The sequence below is a fragment of the Gordonia sp. NPDC058843 genome (assembly GCF_042743165.1).
Lineage (GTDB): Bacteria > Actinomycetota > Actinomycetes > Mycobacteriales > Mycobacteriaceae > Gordonia.
The window spans coordinates 1-19,105 of the sequence record NZ_JBHYNC010000057.1 but is presented as its reverse complement, the minus strand read 5'-3'; the positions used below and the strand labels follow the sequence as shown (position 1 = coordinate 19,105).

Annotated in this window: 21 protein-coding genes; 12 read left to right on the top strand and 9 right to left on the bottom strand. The window is 67.2% G+C overall.

Annotation, left to right across the window (positions count from 1 at the left end; genetic code table 11):
- The first annotated feature begins 26 nt into the window (after nucleotides 1-26).
- On the top strand, nucleotides 27-1,088 hold the full coding sequence (locus tag ACFW3F_RS23430; RefSeq protein WP_388061745.1) for an LLM class flavin-dependent oxidoreductase: 1,062 nt from the start codon (nucleotides 27-29) through the stop codon (nucleotides 1,086-1,088).
- Here ACFW3F_RS23430 and egtD read toward each other — a convergent pair.
- Both egtD and egtB read right to left on the bottom strand, forming a co-directional pair.
- Entirely contained in the window at nucleotides 1,069-2,046 is a 978-nt protein-coding gene (egtD, locus tag ACFW3F_RS23425) for an L-histidine N(alpha)-methyltransferase (protein ID WP_388061743.1), read from the bottom strand. The genes ACFW3F_RS23430 and egtD overlap by 20 nt on opposite strands.
- On the bottom strand, nucleotides 2,043-3,371 hold the full coding sequence (gene egtB, locus ACFW3F_RS23420) for an ergothioneine biosynthesis protein EgtB (RefSeq protein WP_388061741.1): 1,329 nt from the start codon (nucleotides 3,369-3,371) through the stop codon (nucleotides 2,043-2,045). Before egtB ends, egtD begins: the two co-directional genes overlap by 4 nt.
- A gap of 174 nt (nucleotides 3,372-3,545) precedes the next feature.
- Between egtB and ACFW3F_RS23415 the strand changes: the two genes are divergently transcribed.
- Nucleotides 3,546-4,298 carry a Clp protease N-terminal domain-containing protein gene (locus ACFW3F_RS23415; protein WP_388061739.1) on the top strand — a complete coding sequence of 251 codons (753 nt, stop codon included), beginning with the start codon at nucleotides 3,546-3,548 and terminating at the stop codon, nucleotides 4,296-4,298.
- 36 nt (nucleotides 4,299-4,334) lie between these two features.
- Here the strand turns inward: ACFW3F_RS23415 and ACFW3F_RS23410 are convergent, their stop codons facing one another.
- Nucleotides 4,335-4,832 carry a DUF5709 domain-containing protein gene (locus ACFW3F_RS23410; RefSeq protein WP_388061737.1) on the bottom strand — a complete coding sequence of 166 codons (498 nt, stop codon included), beginning with the start codon at nucleotides 4,830-4,832 and terminating at the stop codon, nucleotides 4,335-4,337.
- Nucleotides 4,833-4,961: 129 nt separating this feature from the next.
- On the opposite strand from ACFW3F_RS23410, the gene ACFW3F_RS23405 reads away from it, so the two are divergent.
- Nucleotides 4,962-5,543: a hypothetical protein gene (locus tag ACFW3F_RS23405; protein ID WP_388061735.1), complete on the top strand. Its 582-nt coding sequence runs from the start codon at nucleotides 4,962-4,964 to the stop codon at nucleotides 5,541-5,543.
- Between the two features lie 87 nt (nucleotides 5,544-5,630).
- Here the strand turns inward: ACFW3F_RS23405 and ACFW3F_RS23400 are convergent, their stop codons facing one another.
- Nucleotides 5,631-6,056 carry a DoxX family protein gene (locus ACFW3F_RS23400; protein WP_388061733.1) on the bottom strand — a complete coding sequence of 142 codons (426 nt, stop codon included), beginning with the start codon at nucleotides 6,054-6,056 and terminating at the stop codon, nucleotides 5,631-5,633.
- Between the two features lie 222 nt (nucleotides 6,057-6,278).
- On the opposite strand from ACFW3F_RS23400, the gene ACFW3F_RS23395 reads away from it, so the two are divergent.
- Both ACFW3F_RS23395 and ACFW3F_RS23390 read left to right on the top strand, forming a co-directional pair.
- Complete coding sequence (locus tag ACFW3F_RS23395; RefSeq protein WP_388061731.1) at nucleotides 6,279-7,646, top strand: M1 family metallopeptidase; 1,368 nt, start codon at nucleotides 6,279-6,281, stop codon at nucleotides 7,644-7,646.
- Between the two features lie 8 nt (nucleotides 7,647-7,654).
- A complete protein-coding gene (locus ACFW3F_RS23390; RefSeq protein ID WP_388061729.1) occupies nucleotides 7,655-8,932 on the top strand; it encodes a lipopolysaccharide biosynthesis protein in 1,278 nt (425 codons plus the stop codon).
- Nucleotides 8,933-8,985: 53 nt separating this feature from the next.
- Here ACFW3F_RS23390 and ACFW3F_RS23385 read toward each other — a convergent pair whose 3' ends face one another.
- The gene (locus tag ACFW3F_RS23385) at nucleotides 8,986-9,840 is read right to left on the bottom strand and encodes a glycosyltransferase family 2 protein (RefSeq protein WP_388061727.1); all 855 of its coding nucleotides are present in this window, start codon (nucleotides 9,838-9,840) and stop codon (nucleotides 8,986-8,988) included.
- Nucleotides 9,841-9,931: 91 nt separating this feature from the next.
- On the opposite strand from ACFW3F_RS23385, the gene ACFW3F_RS23380 reads away from it, so the two are divergent.
- Nucleotides 9,932-10,633, top strand: coding sequence for a glycosyltransferase family 2 protein (locus ACFW3F_RS23380; RefSeq protein WP_388061725.1), 702 nt, complete (start codon nucleotides 9,932-9,934; stop codon nucleotides 10,631-10,633).
- 7 nt (nucleotides 10,634-10,640) lie between these two features.
- Nucleotides 10,641-11,003, top strand: coding sequence for a DUF2304 domain-containing protein (locus ACFW3F_RS23375; RefSeq protein WP_388061723.1), 363 nt, complete (start codon nucleotides 10,641-10,643; stop codon nucleotides 11,001-11,003).
- A 4-nt stretch (nucleotides 11,004-11,007) separates the two neighbouring features.
- On the opposite strand, the gene ACFW3F_RS23370 is transcribed toward ACFW3F_RS23375, so the two are convergent.
- Complete coding sequence (locus ACFW3F_RS23370) at nucleotides 11,008-11,742, bottom strand: hypothetical protein (protein ID WP_388061721.1); 735 nt, start codon at nucleotides 11,740-11,742, stop codon at nucleotides 11,008-11,010.
- A 122-nt stretch (nucleotides 11,743-11,864) separates the two neighbouring features.
- Between ACFW3F_RS23370 and ACFW3F_RS23365 the strand changes: the two genes are divergently transcribed.
- From ACFW3F_RS23365 to ACFW3F_RS23355, 3 genes are all read left to right on the top strand, one after another.
- The gene (locus tag ACFW3F_RS23365; RefSeq protein ID WP_388061719.1) at nucleotides 11,865-12,407 is read left to right on the top strand and encodes an EXLDI protein; all 543 of its coding nucleotides are present in this window, start codon (nucleotides 11,865-11,867) and stop codon (nucleotides 12,405-12,407) included.
- A gap of 145 nt (nucleotides 12,408-12,552) precedes the next feature.
- Nucleotides 12,553-13,521: an ABC transporter ATP-binding protein gene (locus ACFW3F_RS23360; protein ID WP_388061717.1), complete on the top strand. Its 969-nt coding sequence runs from the start codon at nucleotides 12,553-12,555 to the stop codon at nucleotides 13,519-13,521.
- Nucleotides 13,518-14,312, top strand: coding sequence for an ABC transporter permease (locus ACFW3F_RS23355; protein WP_388061715.1), 795 nt, complete (start codon nucleotides 13,518-13,520; stop codon nucleotides 14,310-14,312). Before ACFW3F_RS23360 ends, ACFW3F_RS23355 begins: the two co-directional genes overlap by 4 nt.
- Nucleotides 14,313-14,370: 58 nt before the next feature.
- Here ACFW3F_RS23355 and ACFW3F_RS23350 read toward each other — a convergent pair whose 3' ends face one another.
- Nucleotides 14,371-14,988, bottom strand: a complete 618-nt coding sequence (locus ACFW3F_RS23350; RefSeq protein WP_388061713.1) for a dTDP-4-dehydrorhamnose 3,5-epimerase family protein — start codon at nucleotides 14,986-14,988, stop codon at nucleotides 14,371-14,373.
- Nucleotides 14,989-15,003: 15 nt separating this feature from the next.
- Nucleotides 15,004-15,879 (bottom strand): glucose-1-phosphate thymidylyltransferase RfbA, encoded by an 876-nt coding sequence (gene rfbA / locus ACFW3F_RS23345; protein ID WP_388061711.1) that lies wholly within the window; start codon nucleotides 15,877-15,879, stop codon nucleotides 15,004-15,006.
- A 132-nt stretch (nucleotides 15,880-16,011) separates the two neighbouring features.
- Between rfbA and rfbB the strand changes: the two genes are divergently transcribed.
- Together rfbB and galE are read left to right on the top strand one after the other, a co-directional pair.
- A complete protein-coding gene (gene rfbB, locus ACFW3F_RS23340) occupies nucleotides 16,012-17,016 on the top strand; it encodes a dTDP-glucose 4,6-dehydratase (protein WP_388061709.1) in 1,005 nt (334 codons plus the stop codon).
- A gap of 47 nt (nucleotides 17,017-17,063) precedes the next feature.
- Nucleotides 17,064-18,083, top strand: a complete 1,020-nt coding sequence (gene galE, locus ACFW3F_RS23335; RefSeq protein ID WP_388061707.1) for a UDP-glucose 4-epimerase GalE — start codon at nucleotides 17,064-17,066, stop codon at nucleotides 18,081-18,083.
- Nucleotides 18,084-18,102: 19 nt separating this feature from the next.
- Here galE and ACFW3F_RS23330 read toward each other — a convergent pair whose 3' ends face one another.
- Complete coding sequence (locus tag ACFW3F_RS23330) at nucleotides 18,103-18,939, bottom strand: hydrolase (protein ID WP_388061705.1); 837 nt, start codon at nucleotides 18,937-18,939, stop codon at nucleotides 18,103-18,105.
- Nucleotides 18,940-19,105 lie beyond the last annotated feature (166 nt).

The window sequence follows — 19,105 nt, the reverse complement described above, 5'->3', positions numbered from 1 at the left end:
TTGGATGAACACTCGCGAAGGGCGACATGGACTCTCACGCTGCAGGCACCGACGTCGAGCTCGGGCTCGACACATTCGGGGACATCACCGCCGAAGCCGACGGCACGCTGCGCTCCGGCGCCCAGACGCTGCGCGACCTGCTCGAGCAGGCCGTACTCGCCGACGAGGTGGGCGTCGACTTCCTCGGTGTCGGTGAACATCACCGCGACGACTACTCGGTGTCGGCACCCGAGGTCGTGCTGGGCGCCATCGCGGCGCGCACCACACGGATGCGCCTCGGTTCGGCGGTCACCGTGCTCAGTTCCGACGATCCGATCCGCGTGTTCCAGCGTTTCTCGACCGTCGACGCGCTGTCATCCGGACGAGCCGAGGTGATCCTGGGTCGGGGATCGTTCACCGAGTCCTTCCCACTGTTCGGGTTCGACCTCGCCGACTACGAGGAGCTGTTCAGCGACAAACTCGCACTGTTCGCCGAACTGCGCACCGGCCAGCCGGTGTCCTGGTCGGGTTCCACGCGCGGCCCCCTGCAGTCCCAGGCGGTCTACCCCGAACTCGAGAATCCGCCCCTGCCGACCTGGATCGCGGTCGGTGGCAGCCCGGAGTCGGTGGTGCGCGCCGCGTCGTACGGCCTGCCCCTCATGTTGGCGATCATCGGCGGCGACCCGCTGCGGTTCCAGCCGTATGTCGATCTCTACCACCGCGCCCTGCGCGAGATGGACAAGTCCCCGTTGCCCGTCGGCGTGCACTCGCCGGGCCATGTGGCCGACACCGACGCCCAGGCACGCGACGAATTGTGGCCCCACTACCGCGAGTACGTCGGACGGATCGGTCGCGAACGCGGGTGGCCGCCGCCGACACGCATCGAGTTCGAGCGGTCGACCGGGCCCGGTGGGTCACTGTACGTCGGGTCGCCCGACACCGTGGCACGCAAGATCGCCGCCACGGTCCGAGCGCTGGGACTGACCCGATTCGATCTGAAGTATTCGCACGGGACCCTGGGTCACACCGAGCTCATGCGCAGCATCGAGCTGTACGGAACACAGGTCATCCCGCGCGTGCGCGAACTGCTCAGCGTCGAGTCAGGGTGAGCTGGAAGTCTCCCGCGGGATCGGTCCACGTCGAGACGACGGACAGTCCGGCCGAGGTCAGTTCGGACGCAAGGGCCTCGGGTTCGAACTTGGTGCTGATCTCGGTATGGATCTCGGTTCCCGCGGGCACCCGCCACGACCGGCCCAACACGCCGAAGTACGCGTCGACGTCTCGCCGGGCGCGCAACCACATCTCGATGCGGTGTTCGTCCGGATTCCAGCGGGCGATGTGTGCGAAGTCGTCGGCGTAGAGTCCGCGCGCATCGAGGCCGGCGCGCAGCACCTCGATCATGTTCCGGTTGAAATCCGCCGTGACACCGGCGCTGTCGTCGTAGGCGGCAACGAGTCGGCCGGTGTCCTTGACGAGGTCGGTACCGAGGAGGAAGTAGTCACCCGGCGACAGCGAGCCGACCATCGCGCGATAGAACCCTGCGCGCGCTGCGGGATCGAAGTTGCCGATGGTGCCGCCGAGGAACACCGCGAGGCGCGGCCCGGCGGCGGGCGGCAGATCCAGGTCGGGTTCGGTGAAGTCGGCGACCACGGGCACCACGTCGATGCCCGGATAGTCGACAGCGAGGACTTCGGCTGTCGCCGTGAGCATCTCGGAGCTGACGTCCACCGGTACATACGTCGGACGCTCACCATCGGCGGTCGCGTCCACGAACGCGTCGAGTAGCAGACGCGTCTTGGTGGACGTCCCCGAGCCGAGTTCGACGATCACCTCGGCCCGGGTGGTGGCGGCGATCTCCGCCGACCGCGCGCGCAGGATCGCGGTCTCGCGGCGGGTGGGGTAGTACTCGGGCAGACGGGTGATCTCGTCGAACAGCTTGCTTCCGCGCTCGTCGTAGAGCCACTTCGTCGGCAGGACCGGCGGCTGCTGCCACAGACCCGAGAGCGCGTCTGCGGCAAGGCCCCCGGTGGTCGGCTCGGCCACCGGGGTGTCGCTGTCGAGGCTCATCGGGCCAGCCGCAGCCCGGAGAAGACCCAGCGCGACGCCGCGGGGAAGAAGTTGCGATACGTCAGCCGTTCGTGACCCTCGGGAGTCACCGCGCTCGCGCCACGCAGGACATGCTGATCGGACATGAACTTCCCGTTGTATTCACCCACCGCGCCGTTGGCGGGAACGAAACCGGGATAGGGCAGATAGGCGCTCGCGGTCCATTCCCACACATCACCGATCATCGCCGGGCCGACGCGTCCGGGATGACATCGCCCGGGATCGAGCAGAGCACCCCGTTCGGCACCCAGTGAGCCCGCGGCGATCTCCCACTCGAACTCTGTGGGCAGACGGGCACCGGCCCATCGTGCGTAGGCGTCGGCCTCGTAGAAGGACACGTGCAGCACAGGCTCGTCCGGCACGATGCGCCGCCGGCCGGAGAGTGTGTACGTCGTCCAGTCCGTGGGGTCGGCCGAGCGCGTACCGGTCTCGTCGCGCCAGTACCCCGGCGCCTCCCAACCGGTCTCGCGAATCGTCGCCCACCCGTCGGACAACCAGAACTCGGCGCGCCGGTAGCCGTCGTCGGCCATGAACTCCAGCCAGTCCGCATTGGTCACCGCGCGGTCGGCGATCTCGAAGTCTTGGAGGTAGACCCGATGACGGGGGCCCTCGTTGTCGTAGGAGAACCCGCTCCCCAACGCACCGACCTCGCTGACGCCACCCTCGAACTGCCGCCAGCCCAACGCCTTCGCGGTGCCCGCTTCGTCGGGTTCGCGGTCGACGTACACCGGGCCGAATGCATGCGTGGAGAACAGGTGCTTGATGTCCATGAGCAGCAGTTCCTGATGCTGTTGCTCGTGGTTGAAGCCGAGTTCGACGAGTTCGAGGGTGGCATCGTCGAGGTCGCCGCGTTCGAGGCGTTCGACCATCGCGGCATCGACGTGCTCGCGATAGCGGGTCACGTCGCGAACACCCGGTCGCGTGACCAGCCCACGATCAGGGCGCGGATGCCGTTCTCCCACAGCCTCGTAGTAGCTGTTGAACAGGTACCGGAAGGTCTCGTCGTAGACGGTGTAGGCGGGGTCCTGTCGCAGGATGAATTCCTCGAAGAACCAGGTCACGTGTGCGCGATGCCATTTCGCCGGGCTGGCCTCGGTCATCGATTGGGGGGTCTGATCCTCGGGCGAGAGCCGTTCGGCCAGCGTGTCGGTCAGCGCGCGGACATCGAGGAAGCGACGGGCGACGTCGGTGACGACGCCGTGCGGCGCCGGGACCTCGGTGCTCGCGTCGACGACGGGCCGGGGCTCGGTCGATGGGGAACGATACGACGATTCGGTGATGCTCACTGGATTCCCTCCCGTGGCAAAGGACTGGAACGATCGGCGAGGACTTCGCCGATCTCCGCATCCATCGTCACGACGCTTCCCGCCGCTGTCAACGAAGGCGGCCTTAATCACCCCGGCGACACCCGTCGTCAACTCGGGGTTGACGCATCTCGCTCGTCAACCTACGGTTGACGAATGACGCAGAAACCAGTGACCATCCGCCTCGACGACCTCATCAGTGCGATCCGCAAGGTCCACGACGACCCGCTGGACCAGCTGTCCGATGCGGTGGTCGCGGCACAGCACCTGGGGGACGTCGCGGACAGTCTCATCGGGCATTTCGTCGATCAGGCCCGTCGCTCGGGGGCGTCGTGGACCGCCATCGGCGCCAGCATGGGGGTGAGCAAGCAGGCCGCCCAGAAGCGATTCGTCGACCGCGTGTCGACCGCGAGCGGGAATGCGGCACCCGCGGCAGACAACCCGTTCGCACGGTTCACCCCACGCGCGGCGAACGTGCTGATGAGCGCGAACGCTGCGGCGGCCGCGGACCGGGCAGAGCACGTGACCCCGGCGCACATCGCGCGGGCGCTGACCGCCGAACCGACATCCCTCGTGTTCGTCGTGCTGCAGGAGTTCGGCGTCGACGCCGACGCATGGCACACGGCCATCGCACCGCTGGTTCCCGATGCGCGTGACATCGCCGACGACGAAGCCACCAGCGTGGTGCCCTACGACGACGGGGCCAAGGCGGTCTTGGAGTCCACCGTCGGCGTCGCACTCGATCTCGGGCACAACTACATCGGTACCGAGCATCTCCTGCTCGGATTCTTCGCCGACCCGGCACTCACCGACGCGATGACCGGACTGGGACTGACGGCCGACGCCGTCCGCACGACGATCGTCGCAGCCCTGGCACAGGTGTTAGACCAGTCGCCGTCGGCCGACTGAGCGAGACGGCGGGCCGAATGTTCCCGATCCGGCGAGTCAGTCCGGGGTGTCGGAGATGTAGTGCACGGCAGCCTCTTCCGCGGAGGCGCCGGCACCGTCGATCCCGGCGTCCTCGGCGAACGCCTCGGACTCGGTGTCGATGCCCGACCCGGCGTCCGGGGCGATCAATCTGCCGGCCCGTCGGTCCCCGACCTCGTCGTCTTCGGTGAACTCGTCGTCCCGATCGGAATCGTGTGCGCGCCAATCGGTTCGAGAGCGTTCCTCCGCGGTGATCTCGTCCAGTGGATCGACCGCTCCGACGTCGGGCTCCTCCTCGGCGAGCCGCTCGTCGAGCGTCTCACCTTCGGCCTGCTCGCGCGGTGTCAGACCGTGGACGGCCCCCTTCGGCTCATAGTCGGGCGGCGAGTACCCCTCGTCGAGGACATCGTCGACGCCACGGTCGACCAGCGTGTCCTCTGGTTGGAGCTGATCGTCCTCGTCCAGGCTGTATTCGCCGTCCGAGCCCTCCGGGGTGCTACCGATGTCGTCCTTCATCCTTGCCACGATGCCAGTCCGCCGGGAGTCCCGCCAGAACCGCCGGACGGTGCGATGCATCCGGCGCTCCCGAGGAGCGGGCATCCGGTTCACCCGAATCGCCGGTGGCGGGGTCCCCGATCGGCGAGAATGTCGAGGGTGATCGAGGAAATGCAGGCCGAGGCCCAGGCGCTGCTCTCGGCCGGTGAATACGACCACGCGCTGGCCGAGTTCTCCGTGCTCCGCGAGATCAGGTCGCGCCGCGAGGGACCGTATTCGGTGATGTACCTGTCCAATCTGCACGACTGCGTCCGGTGCATGTCCCATCTCATGCTGTGGTCCGACGCGAGCCATCTGTGTCGTGAACTGCACGGCAAGTACGTGCGCACACACGGGCGTGCCGAGGCCGACACGGTCGATGTCGCAAAGCACTGGGCCTGGGCGCTCGTGCACCTGCACGATTACCCGCCGGCCGTCCGGTTGTATCTGCTCACCGCCGACGCACTCTGGGAGTCCGACCCCGGTCAGGCGCAGCGACTGCTCGGCGCGGCGGTGATCCACCGGCACGACACCGATCCCCTCGCCCTCCTCTCGCCGGGACTCATCGACGGGGTCGGCCTCCGGCACGCCGATGAGGAACGCGAGATGATCGCACGATTGGTGGCCGCCCTCACCGACACCGATGCGGTGCCGACGAGCACGGCCACCATCGACGGCCTGGCCTTCGCCTGACTCGTCAGACGACGTCCCGGCGGCGGCGCGTCCCCCGCCGGTTGAGCCGGCGACGAGCGCAGCGAGGAGCCGAGTCGAAACCTCCTGTCAGACGACGTCCCGGCGTCGTCGCCGCATGATGTAGCTGTCGGCACCCATCCGGCCGGCCGAGGTGTAGCCCACCGCCAGCAGACCGGCGATCAGCGCGAGCGGCCACTCGTAACCGCTGTCCATGTTCCAGAACCCGGCGTCCCAGTGCACGAACACGATCGCGCCGATCATGTCCGCGATCAGCAGCGTCGCGACGATCGGCAGCAGCAGACCCAGGATCAACAGGATGCCGCCGATCAGCTCCACCCAGGTGGCGTAGTACGCCGCGAGCTCCGGGTAGGGCACGTCCATCCCGCCCGGACCGAAGGCGACCTTGGTGGCGTCCATGCCCTGGGTGAACAGCTTCTGCCAGCCGTGGGCGATGAAGATGATGCCGAGTATCAGTCGCGCGAGAAACTGCGCCACACTACCGAATCCGCTCATTCCGCACTCCTCGAATCGATCGGGCGGGCCGGCTGCGCCGCCGCCAGGTACTCTCTCAGTGTCCGGGACAGCATCGCCCCGTCGCGGGTGAACTGCCGAATCGAGACATCACCACCCAACCGCAACCGCTTCGTGACCGGTCGCAGCGCGTCGCCGACGCGACTCGTCGAGGCGCGCCACCGCACGTCAGCCCACCGGGGCAGAACGGAGTAGGAGTCGAGAGTGCCGGGAAAGATTGGGCTGGGTTCGCGAGGCAACTCCGGGCAACCTGTGTTGGGAGCGCCCGCCGACGTCCTCGATCCGTACCTGCCCGACAACGGCAATCTCGGTTATCGGATCTCCCGATACGACCTGGAGCTCGAGTACAAGGTGGCGAGCAATCGGCTCGAGGGGACCGCTGTCCTGACCGCGACGTCGTACGCCGAACTGAAGCGGTTCACTCTCGATCTGGCCGGCTCGCTCTCGGTGCAGCGGGTGTCGGTCAACGACAAGCGTGCCCGCTACTCCCATCGCCGCCACAAGCTGACCATCACGCCGGACAGTCCGCTCCCCCCGGGTGGCGCGATGACCGTCACGGTCCGGTACCACGGCAGTCCCCATCCGATCCGCGGCCCCTGGGGCGAGGTCGGCTGGGAAGAGCTGACCGACGGTGCGCTCTGCGCGAACCAACCCAACGGGGCGGCGTCGTGGTTCCCGTGTGACGACCATCCGAGCGCGAAGGCGCCGTACCGGATCTCGATCACCACCGACAGCCCGTATCACGCTCTGGCCAACGGCGTCTTGGAGTCCAAACGTGTCCGCGCCGCGCACACCACCTGGGTCTACGAGCAGGTGGAGCCGATGCCCACCTACCTGGCGTCGATCCAGATCGGTCAGTACAAGCAGATCTCGTTGGCATCCAAGCCGTTTCCGGTCGCCGGCCTGATTCCCGCGCGCCTCGAGGAGAACTTCGGCATCGACTTCGGTCAGCAGACCGAGATGATCTCGGCGTTCATCGAGATGTTCGGGCCCTACCCCTTCCCCCGGTACACCGTCGTGGTCACCGACGACGAACTCGAGATCCCCATCGAGGCACAGAGTTTCTCCACCTTCGGCGCCAATCACTGCGACGGCAGCCGGCATGCCGAGCGGCTGATCGCTCACGAGCTCGCGCATCAGTGGTTCGGCAACTCGGTGACCGCGGCCCGGTGGCGCGACATCTGGCTCCACGAGGGTTTCGCCTGTTACGCCGAGTGGCTGTGGAGTCAGCACTCCGGCGGCCGGAGCGCCGACGAGTGGGCGCGCCACTACTACGCGAAGCTCGAATCGTCGCCGGTCCGTGTACCACTCGCCGATCCCGGTCCGCGCAAGATGTTCGACGACTGGATCTACAAGCGCGGCGCCCTCACGCTGCACGCGTTGCGGCTGACCATCGGTGACGGAGACTTCTTCGCCCTGCTGCAGCGATGGACCGACAAGTACCGCTACGGCTCGGTGACCACCGAGGACTTCATGGCACTCGCCGCGACCCATTCGTCGAAGCCGCTCAAGGAACTCTGGGACGACTGGCTGTTCACACCCGAACTGCCGCCGTTTCCGGGTCCTTCCTGACCTTTTCGATGACGACCGATCCGACGACGCCGGGTCCTCACCCCGGGTCGGCGAGCCCACCCGGTGACACCGACGCACGGTCACTGGGGCGGGTCACGATCGCGACTGTTGTCGCGGCCGCGTCCGGTTATGCCGTCCTCCTCCTGGCGGCCAGACATCTCGGTGCCGTCGGTTATGGCGTGTTCGCCGTGTTCTGGGCCGCCTACGGGCTGGTGACCGGCGCGCAGAACGGACAGCTCCAGGAGACGACGCGCGCGGTGCGGACCGCTGCCTCGGAGGGACTCGCCCGCTCGCGACCGCTGCTGGTGAACACGGCCATCGGGCTGGGTCTGGCCGCGCTGGTCGTCGCCACGTCACCGTTGTGGAGCAGGCGGGTGTTCACCGAGGATCGCGGACTGTCGGTGCTGCTGCTCGCGGTCGGCGTGGCGAGCTTCGCGGTGTACGCACACCTGTGCGGCGCACTGTCGGGGCGGTTGAACTGGTCCACGTTCGCGGTGCTGCTGTCCGTCGACGCGCTGATCCGTATGGCCGGTGCCGGGATCGCGGTGGCGGTCGGCTGGGGTACCACGGCGTTTCTCGCCGTCACGGTCATCGGATCGGCCTCGTGGGGCGTGGTGCTCACGGTGTCGGCCTCGGCCCGCCGCGCGATCGGCGTCGCAGGCGACGTCCCGCCGCGGCGCCTGACGGTCAACACCCTGACCGCGATGGCCGCCGCCGCCGCGAGCGCCGTCCTCGTCATGGGTTTTCCGGTCCTCATCAACCTGACCACCGATCTGCGCGGCGGCCCCGACGTCGACGACGCCGCGACGATCGGCGCCCTCATCCTCGCCGTCACACTCACGCGCGCGCCGTTACTGGTGCCGCTCAACAGTTTTCAGGGACTTCTGATCTCCCGGTTCGTCGACCGCCGGGACCGTCGCCTCGCGGCGCTGGGTGCGCCCCTCGGCGTCGTCGCCGCAGTCGGTGGCGTCGGGGTACTCGGTGCGTGGCTGGTGGGTCCGTGGTTGCTGAGATCGGTGTTCGGTGCCGATTTCGATCTGGACGGCGTGGTCGTGGCGATGCTGACGCTCGGGGCGACCTGTCTGGCGCTGCTGACGGTCACCGGCGCCGCGGCCATCGCCGCGGGCGCCCACCGCTGGTACGCGACCGGGTGGTGGGTGTCGACCCTGGTGGCCGTGGCGATGCTGTTGCTGCCGCTCGACGTCGAGACCCGGACCTGCGTCGCCCTCGTCGTCGGGCCGCTGATCGGCCTCGGCGTGCACCTCGTCGGAGTGCTGCGGGCCTGACTCGCGGACCCCTGACCCCCATCCGGACGAACCACAGAACCGCCGGCTCGCTCCTAGGCCGTCGACGATCCCCGTAACCGGCCGAGCCCCGCGCCGACGCGGGCCGAGAGGTGGTTGAGTCTCGATGTCGCATGCCACCTCGCGGCGCGCGCCGCCTTCGGCCAACCACGCGCGGCGCAGCGTTGAGCCTCCTCGGCGAAGAAGCGGTTCTCCTCGGCGAACCGCCGGCCGTCGACCGCCTGCACCGAGCTGACCGAGGCGCTGTGCCTGCGGTAGGAGAAGACCACCTCGGGGTCGTAGACGAGTGACCCGTCGGCGCTCGCGAGGTCGACGAGGAGTGCCAGGTCGAGGACGATCTCGAGTCCCGGGCGGAACCCGACCTCGCGGACCGCGGCGGTCCGCCACAGCAGGGACGGGAAGTAGGTCCAGTTGCCGTGATACAGCGTCGTCGCGAGCCGCTCGCCCGCCAGCACGGTTGCCCGTGGCGGTGCGAGAACTGCCTTGATCCGATCGCCCAGCGGGGTGACCGCCTGTCCGTTCTCGTCGATGACGTCGACGCCCGGCGCGATGACCGCGGCGTCGGAGTGGTGTCGGGTCAGGGTCCGAACGGTCGCCAGGTAGTCGGGGTGCATCAGGTCGTCGCATCCCATGACCACGAACCAGTCCGCGGTCACCAGGTCGACGCAGCGCCGGAAGTTCCCGTTCACGCCGAGGTTGGTCTCGTTGCGTAGGTAGTGGACCCGGGCGTCGGTGAGCGAATCCAGCCACTGCCGCGGCCTCGGATCCGGATGACAGTCGTCGACGACAACCAGGCGCAGGTCCGGGTCGCTCTGCTCGAGAACACTGGTCACGGCCTGCTGGAACTGGGCGACGTCGCCGTAGAACGGCATCATCACGTCGATCGTCACCGGACCAGACTAACCGGGCCCGAACCCCCTGCCGCGCATGAGGCGTGCCGGGCGGAGGGTACGACGCCGGAGCGGGTTAGGGTTGTTGACCATGGCCGACCCCAGCACCAACGCCGACGTGTGGCTGGTGGTACCCGTTTTCAACGAGGGCCAGGTGATCCGCGAGGTGGCGACCAAGGCCCGCGAGACGTTCCCCAACATCGTCTGCGTCGACGACGGCAGTTCGGACAACTCGGTCGAGGAGATCAGGGCCGCCGGAGTTCACCTGGTCCGGCACCCCGTGAATCTCGGGCAGGGCGCCGCGATCCAGACCGGTGTCGAGTACGCGCGTCGCCGTCCCGGTGCGCGGTTCTTCGTGACCTTCGATGCCGACGGACAACACCAGGTCGACGACGTGTCGGCGATGATCGAGCGGCTGCGACGCGAACCGGTCGACATCATCGTCGGAACGCGTTTCGCCGACGGGCGCAGCGAGTCGGTTCCGCTCCTGCGGCGAATGGCGTTGCGCACCATCGTGTTCCTGAGCCCACGAACGCGTCGTCTCGGATTGTCCGACGCGCACAACGGACTTCGGGCCTTCAACAAGACAGTGGCAGATCAACTCGATCTCCTCATGAGCGGGATGAGCCACGCGTCGGAGTTCATCGCGCTCATCGATCATCACCGGTGGCGGGTGACCGAGCAACCGGTGACGATCCTCTACACCGACTACTCGCGCGCGAAGGGGCAGTCACTGATCAACGGGGTCAACATCGTCGCCGACGGGTTGTTCCACACGCGGATGAGGAAGTGATGCCACGATGATCTGGTTCCAGATCCTCGCGATCCTCGGCCTGGTCGCGCTCGTCGGGTTCTTCGTCGTGAACCGCGGCACGGCGCGCGCGTCGGCAGGTGTGAAACTGCTGTTCGTCGCCTTCATCGGATTCGGCCTCTACGCGATGCTTCGTCAGGACGACGTCACATGGGTCGCCAACAAGATCGGCATCCAGCGCGGCCTCGACCTGGTGCTGTTCCTGCTGGTCATCGCGTTCGCGTTCACGACCGTGTCGACGTATCTACGGTTCCGTGACCTGGAGGTCAAGTACGCGCGACTGGCCCGCGCGATCGCGCTGCAGGACGCCGAGAGGCAGGATCAGCGCCAAACGCGCGACGACCAGTCGTAGCGGCTCAGCGCGTGACCGGTAGTTGTTGCGCCGGTGAGCTCTTCGTGGCCGTCCGAGTGTCCGCACCGTCGGAGGCGGCGGGCCGATCCTGATTCGCTGCCACCTGGTACATCGTGGCGACGATGGAGGCGTACAGCACCAGTTCACCAAAGTTGCCGAGCCAGAGGACCGACATTCCGGCAGCCGCGGTGACGAGCATCGTGACCGAGCCGACGGTCAGCCAGAACGATCGCACCTGACGCCACGCGGACACCCCGATCGCCACGAGCATCAGCACCGTGCCCAGCGCGGGTATCGGTGGTCCGGCGGCCGCCGCATTGGCGTACCGCAGCGCGTCACCGTTGGTCGCCGGCGCAAGCTCGAGGGCCACGAAGAGTTCGACGATGCCGACGACCACGAGCGCGATGACCAGGAGCGTCCCGACCACGAGGACCGGACGGCTCCACCGCACACCCAGACGCCATGCCAGCATCGCCGCGACCACCACGATCAGCGGGGTCATCAATCCGTGAACCCAGAAGCGCGGCAGGTTGATCGCGTAGAGGACGTCGCCGAAACCGATCCATCGCCCCGCTGCGACCGCGACGTTGTCGAACGTCAGTGCCACGCCCAGAAGAACCACCAGCCAGGTCACACCCCCGCATGCCCGCCTCAGGTAAAGCGCGTATGCCGTCAGGGCGATCATCGCCAGCCCTATCGCGGCCATGATCGCCGAGTTTCCCATCAGTCCAGTGAGCATCCGCCCGCACCTCCCATCGCTCAGCCTACTGAACGATTCGGAGTCCGGGCCTCAGAGGATTGCCGAGCGCCGAGTTCTCACCACCCCTTGCGTCTACGTATACATCTACATATAGTCAGTGCATGCCCAACAAGACCATCTACGTCTCCGATGAGGACGTCAAGGTCCTCGAACGCGCTCAACAGGTGTCCGGGGGGAATCTGTCGGGCGCGGTCGTGGAGGCCCTGCGTGCCTACGTACGGGCAGCCGACTACCGCGATGCAGGCTTCGAGGAGGTGGTTCTGCGGGACGGCCCTGACGGCGTCCGTCGTAAGCGGTTCTTCGGCAGACTCCTCGCCGAGGAGACCGAGTATGACGAAACCACCGGTAACGCAACCAAGTTGAGCGCCTACGAAGGCCGCACGGGCAAGATCGTCCTCGGCATCCATCACGTCGACTGGATGAATTGCGGGGTGACGCATCGGCAGAAGACCGGCAACTGGCTCAAGGACCTGACCGGCCTCCCGAGCGTCCGCAGCCTGTTCACCGCCGACCTGCCCGATTGGGGCGACTACCGCGTCGACATCGTGGATACCGCCGAACAGCTCAAACCTCTTGTGCCCGAACGGTTCTACGCGCGCACCACGGCGGCCCTACGGCCCGAGGTCGAAGACCTGGACGTGTGACCTCCGGCCACCAGCCCTCCTAGAAGAACCGAGCACTTCCGGCGACGTCCACCAGGGACGGTCGCTTACCAACACATGCATATATGCGCATGCCTCTATGTATGTGGCCCCATCACGTCCCCATCGATCACAAGGAGCACCGACCATGACACCGACGGCCATCAGCGCAATCGGACTCAAGAAATCCTTCGGCGACCACACCGTCCTCGACGGCATCGACCTCGAAGTGCCTGCCGGCAGTGTGTTCGCCCTACTCGGCCCCAACGGATCGGGGAAGACGACCACGGTCAAGATCCTGTCCACGTTGTCGCAGCCGGACGCCGGACACGTTGAGATCGCCGGCCTCGATCCCCGCACCGACCGCGAGGCGATCTGCGCCCAGATCGGCCTGACCGGGCAGTTCGCCGCCGTCGACACACTGCTGACCGGCCGCGAGAACCTCACCATGGTCGCGCGTCTGCGGCACCTCTCCACGACGGCAACCCGCGAGCGGGTCGAGAGACTTCTCGACGACTTCGATCTCACCGAAGCCGCGGACCGCCGGGTCGCCGAGTACTCCGGCGGCATGACGAGACGCATCGATCTCGCCATGACTTTGGTGGGCGAGCCGTCGATCATCTTTCTCGACGAGCCGACCACCGGACTCGATCCGCGGTCCCGCCGGACCGTCTGGGACACCGTGCGGGGCCTTGTCTCCGGTGGCACCACCATCTTCCTCACCACGCAATACCTCGAGGAGGCCGATCAGCTCGCAGACCGGATCGCCGTGCTCGATCGGGGCAGGATCGTGGCGGAGGGCACGGCCGCCGAGCTGAAACGACTCGTCCCCGGCGGGTACATCCGGATCGACTTCGCCGACGCAGACGACCTCGAACGAGCGCGCGCACAGTTTCCTTCGGCTGTCGACACTCCGGGCGAGAACACCCTCGCCGTACCCGGCGGCGCCGGGATCGGCGCGGTCCGCGATGTACTCGCCACACTCGACACCGCACGCATCGACGCCGCCGGGATCTCGGTACACACACCAGATCTCGACGACGTCTTCCTCACCATCACCGGCCGCACCGCCACCACCACCACCACCACCACCACCACTAGCAAGGAGAAGTCATGACCACCACTCTCGACCACACACTGTCCGACTCCGCTGTGATGGTGCGTCGCAACCTGATCCGGTTGCGGCGCTACCCCACCATGATGTTCTCGACCATCGCCATGCCGGTCGTGATCCTGCTGATGATGACCTTCTTCTTCGGCGGCGCGATCGAGAGCGCACTTTCCGCGGACGGACCACTCGACGGCAAGTACATCAACTATCTGTTGCCCGGGCTGCTGCTCTTCGTGCCGTCGTTCCTGACAGTGGCCGTGGCCGTCTCGGTCAACCAGGACGTCACCGAGGGAATCATCAACCGGCTGCGGTCGCTGGCCACCCCGCCGACAGCGATCCTCGCCGGCCACTTCGTCGGCGCCTTGATCCAGGGGGTCGTCGCGGTGTTCTTCCTGCTCGCAGTAGCTCTCGCGCTCGGATTCCGCGCCGACGCGAGCCTTCTCGACTGGATTGCGGCCGGCGGTCTGCTCCTGTTGCTGACCGCGGGCCTCGTGTGGATCGCGGTCGCGATCGGAGTTGTCGCGCCGAATCCGGAGAGCGCGAGCAACATGCCCCTGCCCCTGCTCTTCCTGCCCTACCTGGGCAGTGGGCTGGTTCCGACCGACAGCATGCCGGACGGCGTCCGCCAGTTCGCCGAATACCAACCGTTCAGTCCCATCGCCGACACGCTGCGCGGACTCCTCATGGGTCTCGACATCAGCGATCGCTGGCCGTGGGCCCTGGGCTGGTGCGTGGTGTTCCTGGTCGGCGGCTACTTCTGGGCGGTCTCCGCGTTCCGGCGGTCGACCAACCGCTGACCTCCGCCCGCCCCGCCACGTGCACGGCTGCGCCGTGCACGTCTCGGCGTTCGGGCCGTCAGTCCCGTAGCGAACGCACGAAGTTCGCCACGTCGTCGTGATTCGGGAGCAGACCCGAGTCGCGCGCCTCGGCGAGGCCGGGCGCCGCGGTGTCCTTCGGGGAGAGCTCGTATTCCAGGGGCGAACCGTCGCGAGCCTCTGTCGGCCACTCGATGCCGAGTTCGGGATCGAGCGGATTGATGCCGTGTTCGCCCGTCGGGTTGTAGCCGGTGGAGCAGAGGTAGGTCACGGTCGAGTTGTCGGCGAGCGCACAGAATGCATGGCCCAACCCCTCGGACAGGTAGACCGCCCGACGGTCCACGTCGTCGAGCAGAACGGTGTCGTACGCGCCGAAAGTGGGTGACCCGACCCGGATGTCGACGATGACGTCGAGGATCGCGCCGGTGGGGCAGGTGACGTATTTCGCCTGCCCGGGCGGGACATCGGCGAAATGGACACCGCGGAGCACACCGGCCGCGGACACCGACAGATTCACCTGCGCGAGATCGAAGCGGTGACCGATGACCTCCGCGAGTACGTCGGCTTTGAAGGCCTCTGCGAACAACCCGCGGGCATCACCGTGTTGGACCGGGGTGAACTCCCAGGCGCCCTCGATGGTGAGTGGGCGGACCTTCATGAGAAGCCTTTCGCGTCAGAAACCCTTGCCACGCTGAAGGAGCTCCAGCAGATAGTCACCATAACCGGACTTGCGCAGTGTGTCGGCCCTGGCCCGCAGCTCGTCGTCGTCCAGATAACCCTGTCGCCACGCGATCTCCTCGGGGACAGCGATTTTCAGCCCCTGGCGTTGTTCGACGGTGCGCACGAAGTTACCGGCGTCGAGGAGGCTGTCGAAGGTCCCGGTGTCGAGCCAGGCCGTACCGCGCGGCAGGACGGTGACCGACAGTTTGCCGCGTTCGAGGTAGTGCGCGTTGACGTCGGTGATCTCGTACTCGCCGCGCGCGCTGGGTTTCAGATTCCGGGCGATGTCGACGACGTCGTTGTCGTAGAAGTACAGGCCCGGCACCGCGAAGTTCGACTTCGGTTGTGCCGGCTTCTCTTCCAAGGAGATGGCGGTTCCGTCGGCATCGAAATCGACGACGCCGTAGGCCTCGGGGTTGGCCACCCAGTAGGCGAACACCGCGCCACCGTCGACGTTCTCGAAACCCTGCAACCGGCTGCCCAGTCCCGGGCCGTAGAAGATGTTGTCGCCGAGGACGAGTGCGACCGACTCGCTACCGATGTGGTCGGCACCGAGCACGAAGGCCTGGGCGAGGCCGTCCGGGGAGGGCTGAGTCTTGTAGGTCAGGTTGATGCCGAACTGGTCGCCGTTGCCGAGCAGGTTCTCGAATGCCGGGGCGTCGTGCGGGGTGGTGATGATCAGGATGTCGCGGATCCCGGCCAGCATCAGCGTCGAGAGCGGGTAATAGATCATCGGCTTGTCGTAGACCGGGACGAGCTGCTTGCTCACCCCCTGCGTGATGGGGTGCAGCCGCGTGCCCGTGCCGCCGGCCAGGATGATCCCTCTCATGGCGATCAGGGTAATGCCCGACGCCCTCCGCGATGCCAGGAGAGTGGTACCGCCAGGTGTTCACCCGAGACGGCGACCTCGGTTCCTCGGTACAGTGGCTGCGTTCACCGACCTCGACGAAAGGCGTCGCACGTGCGAGTTCTCGTGACCGGGGGTGCCGGGTTCATCGGCGCCAACTTCGTGCTGCGCACGCTGGCCACCCGCCCCGACGCCTCGATCCGGGTCCTGGACAAACTCACCTACGCCGCCAATCCCGACACCCTCGCTCCGGTCGCCGACCGCGTCGAACTCGTCGAAGGCGACATCACCGACGCCACCCTTGTCGACCGTCTGGTCGCCGAGTCAGACCTCGTCGTGCACTTCGCCGCCGAATCCCACAACGACAACTCCCTCGCCGACCCGTCGGCCTTCGTCTCCACCAACCTCGTGGGCACCTACACCCTTCTCGAAGCCGTCCGCGCCCACCAGGTGCGCTATCACCACATCAGCACCGACGAGGTCTACGGCGATCTCGACCTCGACGACCCCGCCCGCTTCACCGAGACCACCGCCTACAACCCGTCGAGCCCCTACTCCTCGACCAAAGCCGGCAGCGACCTGCTCGTACGCGCCTGGGTGCGCTCCTTCGGCGTGGCCGCGACCATCTCCAACTGCTCCAACAACTACGGCCCCTACCAGCACATCGAGAAGTTCATCCCCCGCCAGATCACCAACGTGCTCAGCGGCGTGCGCCCCAAGCTCTACGGCGACGGCCGCAACATCCGTGACTGGATCCACGTCGACGACCACAACGACGCCGTGTGGACCATCATCGACCGCGGCCGGATCGGCGAGACCTACCTCATCGGCGCCGACGGCGAAGTCGACAATCGCACCGTCGTGGAAACCATCCTCGAACTCCTCGACCAACCGGCCGACGCCTTCGACTTCGTCACCGACCGGCCCGGCCACGACCGCCGCTACGCCATCGACTCCACCCGCCTGCGCACCGAACTCGGCTGGACACCGGCCTACCTCGACTTCCGCGCCGGCCTGGCCGCCACCATCGACTGGTACCGCGAGCACCCCGCCTGGTGGCAGCCCACCAAAGAAGCCGTCGAACAGAAATACGCCACCACCGAACGCGTCACCGGCTGACCGCGGCACTTGGCCCGTTCCCAGGATCGCCGTTTACGGTGGTCATCATGCGCGTACTCGTGAGCGGAGGCGCGGGCTACATCGGCTCGCACACCGTCATCCAATTGGTCTCGGCCGGACACGACGTTGTCATCGTCGACGATTTCAGCAATGCCAAACCGGCGGTCGTCGGTCGGCTCGAGGCGTTGACCGGGCGCTCCATTCCCGTGCACGCCTTCAACCTCGCCGACGTCGACAAGACCGAACACTTCTTCGCCCACGAAGACATCGATGCGGTCATCCACTTCGCGGGGTACAAAGCGGTCGGGGAGTCGGTGGCCAAGCCGCTCGACTACTACCAGAACAACCTCGGCACGACCTTCGCGCTGCTCCGCGCGATGGAGCGCCATGACGTGTACACGCTCGTGTTCTCGTCCTCCGCGACGGTCTACGGTGCCGAACCCGAGCTGCCGATGACCGAGGACCTGCCCACGTCGGCGACCAACCCGTATGGCTGGACCAAGGTGATGATCGAGCAGATCCTGCGCGATGTCGCCGCCAGCTCGGACGCGTGGCGTATCGCGGCGCTGCGGTACTTCAATCCCGTGGGTGCGCACCCGAGCGGACAGATCGGCGAGGACCCGTCGGGCATCCCGAACAACCTGATGCCGTTCGTCGCGCAGGTCGCGGTCGGCAGGCGCGAGAAACTGTCGGTGTTCGGCGACGACTACGACACCCCGGACGGCACCGGGGTACGCGACTACATCCACGTCGACGATCTGGCCGCGGGTCACGTCGCGGCGCTCGACCGGATCAGCACCGGCGACACCGGCATGTCGACGTGGAATCTCGGTACCGGACAGGGTGTCTCGGTCTTGCAGGTCGTGCACGCCTTCGAGGAGGCCAGTGGACGGCCGGTCCCCTACGAGGTGGCCCCGCGCCGAGCCGGCGACATCGCCGCGTCCTACGCCGATCCGACTCGCGCGAATGACGACCTGAACTGGCATGCGACCAAGACCATCGACGACATGTGCGCCGACACCTGGCGCTGGCAGTCGGGCAACCCGAAGGGGTATCCGGACGCCTGAAGCGCTCCCCGGCCTCCACTCAGGAGGGCGCGTGCGGATCGTCGGGGTCGACGATCTCGTCGGTGACCCAGCCGATGTAGCGCTCGGCGGAGGACTCGACGACCTCGCGCGCACCTTCCCGCACGACGACGCCGAACGCGTCGTAGAGCCGGTCGAATCGGAGGTCGCCGAGCCGGTCGACGATCTGGCAGACGAGTCGCGGCGACAGCGGGATCATGTTCGGATAGCTGCGCATGAAGGTCACCATGCCCGGCTGCATGACGCCCTTGACGGTGTCGCCGGTCAGCAGGGCACCCCGACCGTCCGCGGCGGCGGGCAGATGCAACACGGCGCTGCCCGGAAAGTGCCCGCCGCACTGGACGAGTCGCACTCCTCCGAGAACGTCTGTGGTGTCCGACCAGAAGTGCACGACCGGGTCGGGGCGGGTCACCCACCTCCGGTCGGAGTCGTTGTAGAACACCGGGACTCGACCGTAACGGTGACTGAGCGAGACACTCGCGCCGACGAGGTGGGGATGGCTCGACGCGATGGCGGCGACGCCTCCGTGGGCGTCGAGCCAGTCCACCAGCGACGGCCCGACGAAACCCGGTGGCTCCCAGAGGATATTTCCTTCGGAGGTGGTCACGAGCAGGCCGCGCTGACCGATCCCGACAGAGGGGTGCAGCGACAGCGCGATGAGCCCGGGTTCCAGTTCCCGGGCGGTCAGCACGTTGTCGGCGGTCTCGTCGAGCCGGGTCCAGCTCGGGCCGCTGACCGGTAGCCACTGTCGGTCGTCGTCGCAGATCGGGCACACCGCGGGCGGCGTCTCGCCGGGAGGGAACTCGTTGGCGCAGAAGACACACATCCAGGGCCGCATGCCCCGACGCTAGCCCCACTGCTCCCTGAGGTGCGAGGCGCGACCCCACCGCTCCCTGAGGTGCGAGGCGCGACCTCTTGCTCCCTGAGGTGCGAGGCGCGACCTCTTGCTCCTAATCCGAAAGAACCGCATAACCCCTGCTCCCTGAGGTGCGAGGAGCGCAAGC

What these genes read in the sequence shown, in the direction of transcription:
- ACFW3F_RS23430 (WP_388061745.1), top strand. Translation starts at nt 27, where the DNA reads ATGGACTCTCACGCTGCAGGCACCGACGTCGAGCTCGGGCTCGACACA.
- egtD (WP_388061743.1), bottom strand. Translation starts at nt 2,046, where the DNA reads ATGAGCCTCGACAGCGACACCCCGGTGGCCGAGCCGACCACCGGGGGC.
- ACFW3F_RS23415 (WP_388061739.1), top strand. Translation starts at nt 3,546, where the DNA reads ATGACGCAGAAACCAGTGACCATCCGCCTCGACGACCTCATCAGTGCG.
- ACFW3F_RS23410 (WP_388061737.1), bottom strand. Translation starts at nt 4,832, where the DNA reads ATGAAGGACGACATCGGTAGCACCCCGGAGGGCTCGGACGGCGAATAC.
- ACFW3F_RS23405 (WP_388061735.1), top strand. Translation starts at nt 4,962, where the DNA reads ATGTCGAGGGTGATCGAGGAAATGCAGGCCGAGGCCCAGGCGCTGCTC.
- ACFW3F_RS23400 (WP_388061733.1), bottom strand. Translation starts at nt 6,056, where the DNA reads ATGAGCGGATTCGGTAGTGTGGCGCAGTTTCTCGCGCGACTGATACTC.
- ACFW3F_RS23390 (WP_388061729.1), top strand. Translation starts at nt 7,655, where the DNA reads ATGACGACCGATCCGACGACGCCGGGTCCTCACCCCGGGTCGGCGAGC.
- ACFW3F_RS23380 (WP_388061725.1), top strand. Translation starts at nt 9,932, where the DNA reads ATGGCCGACCCCAGCACCAACGCCGACGTGTGGCTGGTGGTACCCGTT.
- ACFW3F_RS23375 (WP_388061723.1), top strand. Translation starts at nt 10,641, where the DNA reads ATGATCTGGTTCCAGATCCTCGCGATCCTCGGCCTGGTCGCGCTCGTC.
- ACFW3F_RS23370 (WP_388061721.1), bottom strand. Translation starts at nt 11,742, where the DNA reads ATGCTCACTGGACTGATGGGAAACTCGGCGATCATGGCCGCGATAGGG.
- ACFW3F_RS23365 (WP_388061719.1), top strand. Translation starts at nt 11,865, where the DNA reads ATGCCCAACAAGACCATCTACGTCTCCGATGAGGACGTCAAGGTCCTC.
- ACFW3F_RS23360 (WP_388061717.1), top strand. Translation starts at nt 12,553, where the DNA reads ATGACACCGACGGCCATCAGCGCAATCGGACTCAAGAAATCCTTCGGC.
- ACFW3F_RS23355 (WP_388061715.1), top strand. Translation starts at nt 13,518, where the DNA reads ATGACCACCACTCTCGACCACACACTGTCCGACTCCGCTGTGATGGTG.
- ACFW3F_RS23350 (WP_388061713.1), bottom strand. Translation starts at nt 14,988, where the DNA reads ATGAAGGTCCGCCCACTCACCATCGAGGGCGCCTGGGAGTTCACCCCG.
- rfbA (WP_388061711.1), bottom strand. Translation starts at nt 15,879, where the DNA reads ATGAGAGGGATCATCCTGGCCGGCGGCACGGGCACGCGGCTGCACCCC.
- galE (WP_388061707.1), top strand. Translation starts at nt 17,064, where the DNA reads ATGCGCGTACTCGTGAGCGGAGGCGCGGGCTACATCGGCTCGCACACC.
- ACFW3F_RS23330 (WP_388061705.1), bottom strand. Translation starts at nt 18,939, where the DNA reads ATGCGGCCCTGGATGTGTGTCTTCTGCGCCAACGAGTTCCCTCCCGGC.